At 74.2% G+C, this 7,162-nt stretch carries 4 protein-coding genes; 2 read left to right on the forward strand and 2 right to left on the reverse strand.

Features of this window, described 5'->3' with window-relative positions; translation table 11 throughout:
- The first annotated feature begins 3 nt into the window (after positions 1–3).
- Positions 4–2,145, forward strand: coding sequence for a hypothetical protein (locus ACFQ80_RS18425; protein ID WP_430564657.1), 2,142 nt, complete (start codon positions 4–6; stop codon positions 2,143–2,145).
- A gap of 26 nt (positions 2,146–2,171) precedes the next feature.
- Here the strand turns inward: ACFQ80_RS18425 and ACFQ80_RS18430 are convergent, their stop codons facing one another.
- Positions 2,172–5,159: a fibronectin type III domain-containing protein gene (locus ACFQ80_RS18430; protein WP_430564658.1), complete on the reverse strand. Its 2,988-nt coding sequence runs from the start codon at positions 5,157–5,159 to the stop codon at positions 2,172–2,174.
- Positions 5,160–5,304: 145 nt separating this feature from the next.
- Positions 5,305–6,312, reverse strand: coding sequence for a LacI family DNA-binding transcriptional regulator (locus ACFQ80_RS18435; protein WP_430564659.1), 1,008 nt, complete (start codon positions 6,310–6,312; stop codon positions 5,305–5,307).
- Positions 6,313–6,481: 169 nt separating this feature from the next.
- Between ACFQ80_RS18435 and ACFQ80_RS18440 the strand changes: the two genes are divergently transcribed.
- Positions 6,482–6,901, forward strand: a complete 420-nt coding sequence (locus tag ACFQ80_RS18440; protein WP_430564660.1) for a transferase — start codon at positions 6,482–6,484, stop codon at positions 6,899–6,901.
- Positions 6,902–7,162: the final 261 nt, after the last annotated feature.

A 7,162-nucleotide genomic window follows, 5' to 3' on the forward strand; every position in this document is an offset into this window, starting at 1 on the left:
ACCGTGCACTCCCAGCCCATCGACCGGCGCGCGCTCGTGCGCCGGCACGACGTCGAGCAGACCACCCTGGACCCGCGCAGCCCGGTGACCGTCGGGAACGGCGAGCTCGGCTTCACCGTGGACCTCACCGGCCTCCAGTCGATGCCCGGCGAGTACCCCGTGCACAAGCGGGGGCACGAGCCCGACCGGGACGCCCCCGGCACGCTCCTCGGCACCCAGACCCAGTGGGCCTGGCACTCGATCGCGGGCGAGCGGGAGTACGCGCTGGAGGAGACCACCCGGCGGTACGAGGTCGACGGCCGGCTCGTGCCGTACCTCGAGGAGAGCCGGCGCGGCACCGCGGGGTACGACGCCAACCGGTGGTTCCGGGCCAACCCGCACCGCCTGGACCTCGGCCGCATCGGCTTCGTCGCGGTCACCGATGACGAGGACGACGAGGGCGGCGGCGGCGAGCGCCTCGTCGCGCTGCGCCCGGCGGACCTCACGGACACCCGCCAGGTGCTCGACCTCTGGTCGGGGACGGTGGACAGCGCGTTCTCCCACCGGGACGTGCCCGTGCGGGTGCGGACCGCCGTCCACCCCACCCGGGACCGGATCGGTGTCACGGTCCGCTCCGCCCTCGCGGCGGGGCTCGCGATCGCGGTCGACTTCCCGTACGGCTCGTCGGACTGGCACAACGCCGCCGACTGGGACTCCCCCGACGCCCACTCCACGAGCGTGACGACCGTGCCCGGCGGGTGGCTCGTGGAACGGGTGCTCGACGGCTCGACGTACCGCGTGCACGTCGCCGCCACCGGCGCGGACCTCGCGCACGTCGCGCCGCACCGCGTGGTGCTGCGCCCCACCGCCGACGACGTGGACGTCGTCGTCGAGCTCACCACCGACGGGCAGGGCGACATGGTGCTGCTGCCCTCCCGGGCCGGGCACGCGGACACCGCCACGACCGCGGGCGACGCCCAGGAGGTGCACCGCGCGGCGGCCGCGCACTGGCAGGGCTTCTGGGAGTCCGGCGCGGCCCTGCGGCTCGCGGGGACCGACGACCCGCGCGCCCTCGAGCTCGAACGGCGCGTGGTGCTGTCGCAGTACGTCACGGCCGTGAACTGCGCGGGCTCCCTCCCGCCGCAGGAGACGGGGCTGGTGTGCAGCTCGTGGCGCGGCAAGTTCCACCTCGAGATGCACTGGTGGCACGCCGCGCACTTCCCGATGTGGGGGCGCCCGGAGCTCCTGCGGCCGAGCCTCGGGTGGTACCGGCGCGCGCTGCCGCTGGCCCGGGACACCGCGCACGCGCAGGGCTACGCCGGGGCCCGCTGGCCCAAGCAGCTCGGCTCCGTGCTCCGCGAGACGCCCAGCTCGATCGGCGTGCACCTCGTGTGGCAGCAGCCCCACGTCGTCTACCTCTCCGAGCTCGTCCACCGGGTCACCGGCGACGACGCGTTCCTGCGCGAGCAGGCCGAGGTCGTCTTCGCGTCGGCGGAGTTCATGGCCGACTTCGCCCAGGAGGGCCCCGACGGGTTCACGCTGGGGCCCCCGCTCGTGCCCGCGCAGGAGAGCTACGCGGGCGAGCGCGCCCGCCTGTCCAACCCGCCGTTCGAGCTCGCGTACTGGCGCTGGGCGCTGCGCACCGCCAACGCGTGGCGCGAGCGGCTGGGCCTGCCGGTCCAGGAGCGGTGGGCCGAGGTCGCCGAGGGCATGGTGGCGCCGCACGTGCGCGACGGCGTCTACACCGGCGTCGACGTCGAGCCGTACACGATCCGGACCGACCACCCCTCGATGCTCGGGGCGCTGGGCATCGTCCCGGACGTCGGGCTCGTCGACCCCGACGTCATGCGCGCCACGTACCTGGACGTGCTGCGCGACTGGGACTGGACGTCCACCTGGGGCTGGGACTACCCCATGATGGCGATGACCGCGACGCGCCTCGGCGAGCCCGGGTGGGCGGTCGACGCGCTCATGGACGCGGCGGGCAAGAACGTCGTGCTGCCGAACGGGCACAACCACCAGACGGGGTCCCTGCCGCTGTACCTGCCGGGCAACGGCGGCCTGCTCGCCGCCGTCGCGCTCATGGCGCGCACCCACCTCGACGGCGGGGCGGGGTTCCCCTCCGGCTGGGACGTCCAGCTGGAGGGGTTCCCCGCCACGGTCTGACGCCGGTCGCCGCGGCGCCGGTCACCTCACGACGACCCCGGCAGGGTGCGGGCGAGCAGCGGCGCCGAGGGCTCCGACGTGCCGGCCGCGTTCACGGCGACCACCCGGTAGGTGTACGCCGTGCCGGGCTCGAGGCCCCGGTCGTACGTCGTGTGCACCTTCGCGACGCCGACCTCCTGCGGCTCGCCGCCGGCCGCGGACCGCAGGACGCGGTACTCCGTCGCGCCCCCGCCCGACGTCCAGACCAGGCCCGTGGACGTGGACCCCTGGAGCCCCACGCGCAGGTCGGTGGGCGGCGCGGGCACGGGCAGCGGGACGGTGAGGCTCTCGCTCCGCCCCGACTCGCCCAGCTCGTTGACCGCCGTGACGGCGTAGTCGTAGGAGGCCACGGAGGCGCTGATCGTGTCGTCGGTGTACCCCGGCGCGGTGGTGGTGCCGACCCGGGCGAACGCGCCCCCGCCGTCCCGGCGGTACACCTGGTACGTCTCCGCGCCCGGCACGGGCGCCCAGTCCAGCGTGAACGCCGCGGCCGACACCTCCGTGGCCCGCACCTGCCCCGGCGCCACGACCGGGTCCAGCGGGCCCGACGTCGTGGCCGCGACGTCGGCGGACGGCTCGGACTCGCCGCCCGGCGAGACCGTCGTCACCGCGTAGCGGTACGACGTCGACGGCTCCGCCGTGTCGTCCGTGTAGCCGGGGCCGGCCACGTGGTCGAGCAGCTCGAGGGCGCCGCCCGCGGGCGCGCGGTAGACGCCGTACGCGGTGGCGCCCTCGACGTCGGACCACGCCAGGTCGACGGAGTAGCTCCGCTCGGCGGCGACGGCCAGGTCGCCGGGCGCGGGCGCCGTCGTCGACCCCGAGGTCACCAGCGCGCGCACCTCGGCCGACGCGTCCGAGGCCCCGCCCGGCCCGACCGCCGTCACCTGGTACCGGTACGGCACGCCGGCCTCGACGCCGGCGTCGCGGAACGTGGTGCCCGCGCTGGTCCCGACGACCCGCGTCCCGGGCTCGGACGACGAGGTCCGGGCCACCAGGTAGCCGGTCGCGCCCGCGGAACCCGTCCAGGAGAGCTCGACCGCCGGGTCGCCCGAGGGCCCCGAGGGCTCCGCGCGGACCTCTCCCGGGGCGGTCGCCACCGGCTCGGCGCCGCCCGGCACCGGGTCCACCGCGACGAAGTAGTTGAGGACCGTGCCGCCCGCGTTGGCCCCGGTCACGACGTGCGACCCGGCGGGGAAGCGCGCCTTGAAGAGGTTCCACGACCCGCCGTGGTCGTCGGCGACGGTGAGGTCCGTGGCCTCGTACCCGTCGGTCAGCCAGGCCGGGCGCGGCGAGACGCGGGTGTCGTGCGCGACCCAGACGTCCGCGTCCACGGGCAGGTAGAACGAGAGCAGGTCGTCGTTCGTGGCGGCGCGCGACTCGACGGCCGACCGGACCCACTCGAGCCCCTGGATCTCGGGCGGCACCGCCGTGAACCGGTACGCCTTGCTGCCGGTCGTCCGGTCGCCGGCGACGAAGTCCCCCACCCGAAGGTCCTGCTCGATCGACCACAGCGCGGCGTTGGCGGCGCCGTTGCTGCTCGAGTCCGTGACGACGGCGCTGCGGATCGCGTCGCCCTCCATGGGGGCCGTGGGAGCGGCTTCCGGGGCCTCCGGCGCCGGCGGCTCGAAGGCGTCGCCGGACCACGGCACCGGCGTCAGGGGGTAGCCCTTCGGGAAACCCGGGGCCGCGAGCTCGTTGAGGTACTCCTCCAGGTTCGTGTACCGGTCGCCGTCGTCGTCGCCGTTGCGGTCCTCGGGGTCGGTCGGGTCGAGCCCCCGCGCGAGCTCCCAGTCGTCGGCCATGCCGTCCCGGTCGGCGTCCGTCGCCGGGGTGCCCTCGTCGAGCTCGGGGTAACCGCCGACGTCCGACTCGTCCCCGATGATCGCGCCGGTCTGGTGCCGCACCTCGTCGACGACCCGCGCGTCCACCGCGTCGCGCGCGACCGAGGCCCCGGCGTGGTCGAGCGTCAGGTCGAGCGCCCGGCGCGGGCTCTGGGTGTGCACCGGCGGGTACTCGAAGCGCTCGGGCACCCGGACGGCCGGGCGGGCGGCCTCGATCATCCCCGAGCCCGTGTCCCGGCCGTTCAGCACCCCGTCGCGGTTGCTGTCGATGCGGTTGTCGTCGAGGAAGACCTGGTAGTTCTCGTTGCCCCGCACGACCGCCGCGGTGGGGTTCGCGGAGTTCACGCCGGCGACGAAGTAGTTGCCCACCACGTTGCCGTACCCCTTGGTGCCGGACTCGCCGCCGGCCACGTAGGGGAAGTCGCCCCAGTTGTAGACGACGTTGTTCACGAAGTCCATGACGCCCTTGGTCTTCGGGTTCCGGTCGTTGTTGTGGGCGTAGAGGTTGTGGTGCATCGAGATGGTGTTCATCTCGACGAGCCCGCCCATGGAGTGCGTCAGCCGGCCCTCCGACATGATCGACCACTGCACCGTGATGTTCTTCGACCGCGGGTCGTCGTAGTCCTTGCTCTTGATCGAGAGGACCTCGTCCCCCGCCCAGGAGAACGACGAGTGGTCGACGATGACGTCCTGCGAGTCCTCGATGTACATCGCGTCGTCCGTGGACGCCGAGCCCAGCCGGAACCGCATGTTCCGGATGACGATGTCGCTGCTCTCGACGAACCGGACCGTGTTCCCCCTGATGGTCACGCCGTCGCCGGGCGCGGTCTGGCCGGCGATCGTGATCCCGTGCTTGTCGCGCGCGACGATCTGCGGGATCGTCACGTCCCCGGCGATCTCGAAGACGATCGTCCGCGGCATGTCGCCCGCCGTGGTCAGCGCGTCGTGGAAGGTCCCCGGCCCCGTCAGCTCCTTGCTGGTGACGTGGTACACCTCGCCACCGCGGCCCCCCGTCGCGGCGTACCCGAACCCTTCCGCCCCGGGGAACGCCGGGAGGGCGTCATAGCCCGCCGACGCCGACGCCGCGGGGACCGCGACGGCCAGGGCCGCCGCCACTCCGGCGGCGGCCGCCACCGCGGATCGTGCTGCTGACCGTCGTGCCCTCATCGTCCGTACCTCTCTGTACGTGCGCAACATTATGGGAATGCGGTTTCCTGAACGTAGCGCCGACGTCCGTGCGCGTCAACAGGAACGACGGGGGGTCGGGAGAGACTGCGGGTCAGAGGCCGGGCGTCGTCGAGCCGCGCGGCACCAGCTCGCACGGCATCGCGACGACGCCGGGCTCGAGGCCGCCGCCCGCGAGCGCGCCGTGCAGGAGCCGCGCCGCCTCGCGCCCCATCTCCTCGAGCTTCATGTCGACGCTCGTGGTGCTCGGGTCGGAGTTCCACACCAGCGGGCCGAAGTTCTCGTAGCCCACGACCGCCACGTCCTCGGGGACGCGCACGGACTCCCGGCGGAGCCGGTCGATGACGCCGAGCGCGATGGCGTCGGAGTCGCACACGACCGCGTCGACGGCGCCGGCCCCGACGTCGTCGAGGATGCGGAGCATCGCCGCCCGTCCCCAGAGGGCGGTGCGCGGGCCGTCGGCCAGGTCGGCGACGAGCCGCAGCCCCTGGGCCTCCATCGCCTCGGCGACGCCGGTCCTGCGGTCCGCGGCCACCCGGTACTGCGGCCGGCCGCTGACGTGCGCGATGCGGGTCCGCCCGAGCCCCGCGAGGTGCTCGACCTGGAGGCGGCCGCCCTGGGCGTCGTCCACGACCAGCGAGGCGTCCCGGGGGTCCCGCGACCGGCTGTGCACGTAGACGACCGGGACGGGGAGGTCCTCGCCGACCGGGTCGCGCTCCTCGGTGCGCCCGCCCACCACGATCAGCCCGTCGACCCGGCGGTCGAGCAGCGCGTTGAGCTGGTGCCGCTCGCGCAGCCGGTCGCCGCGGGCGTTGCAGAGGTGCACGAACGAGGAGTACGAGCTCAGCCCGTCCTCCAGCCCGTCGAGGATGGGCAGCGAGAACCGGGACTCGAGGTCGGCGGCGAGCACCCCGACGGACGTGACCGGCTGCCGCCCGGGGCCGCTGCTGGCGACGAAGCCGAGCTCGCGCGCGCTGTCCAGGATGCGCCGACGGGTGGCCGCGGAGATCCTGCCGCGCCCGTTGATGGCCTTCGACGCGGTCGACATCGACACGCCCGCGGCCTCGGCCACGTCCGCCAGCCTCGCACGATGTCTGCGCACGCCAGCGCTCCTTTTCGTCGACGCGCCACCCGGTGGCGTTCCCGCTGAGGACCCGACCGTACTGCACACGGGAACGCGCAGCCGTCCGACCGCCGGGGCCGCGTCCGGGAACACCAGGCGCCGCTTGCGCGTTATGTCACAAGATTCACCCGCACCATGAGGAGCACTCTTGCGACGCATCCCCCGAAAGGTCGAGGTCGAGCACGAGCCGGGGAAGTTCACCCGGTACCTCCGGCACGACAACGGCGAAGGCTTCGTCTCGCCGCACGCGAGCGTCCACCCCGACGCCACCATCAGGCCCGGCGCGTACGTCGAGGCCGGCGCCCGTGTGGGCGCGCACGCCAAGGTCGGCCGGTTCAGCTGGGTCGACGTCGACGCCGTCGTCGGGCGCGGAGCCCGCGTGGACGAGAACGTGCACGTCGGCGTCCGCGGCGTCGTCGGCGACGACGCCCGGGTCGGTTCCGGCTCCCGCCTCGGCACCGACAGCCGCGTGCCGTCCGGCGTCGTCGTGCCGCCCGACGCGATCGTGCCCGACGGCGAGACGGCCCACGGCGAACGCCGCCGGAAGGACTTCGGCACGGCCGCCTGACCCCGCGCACGGCATCACTCACGACACCCCGACGTCCCGCCGACCGGCCTCGCCCGGCCCCGGCGGGACGTTGCTATGGTGGCCGGTTCATCGACCCACCTGGAGGCGAGTGGAGGTGAACTCCCGTGACCAAGAACTCGAAGAAGCAGCCGGCGCTCACCCTCAAGGAGAAGCGCGCGCAGAAGCGCGAGAGAACTGCCGAGACCACCGTCAAGGCGCGTAAGCGATAGACCGTTCGCGAACGGGCCGGCCGTCCAGGGA

The organism is Isoptericola sp. NPDC056578, from assembly GCF_042793275.1.
Classification (GTDB): Bacteria; Actinomycetota; Actinomycetes; order Actinomycetales; family Cellulomonadaceae; genus Isoptericola.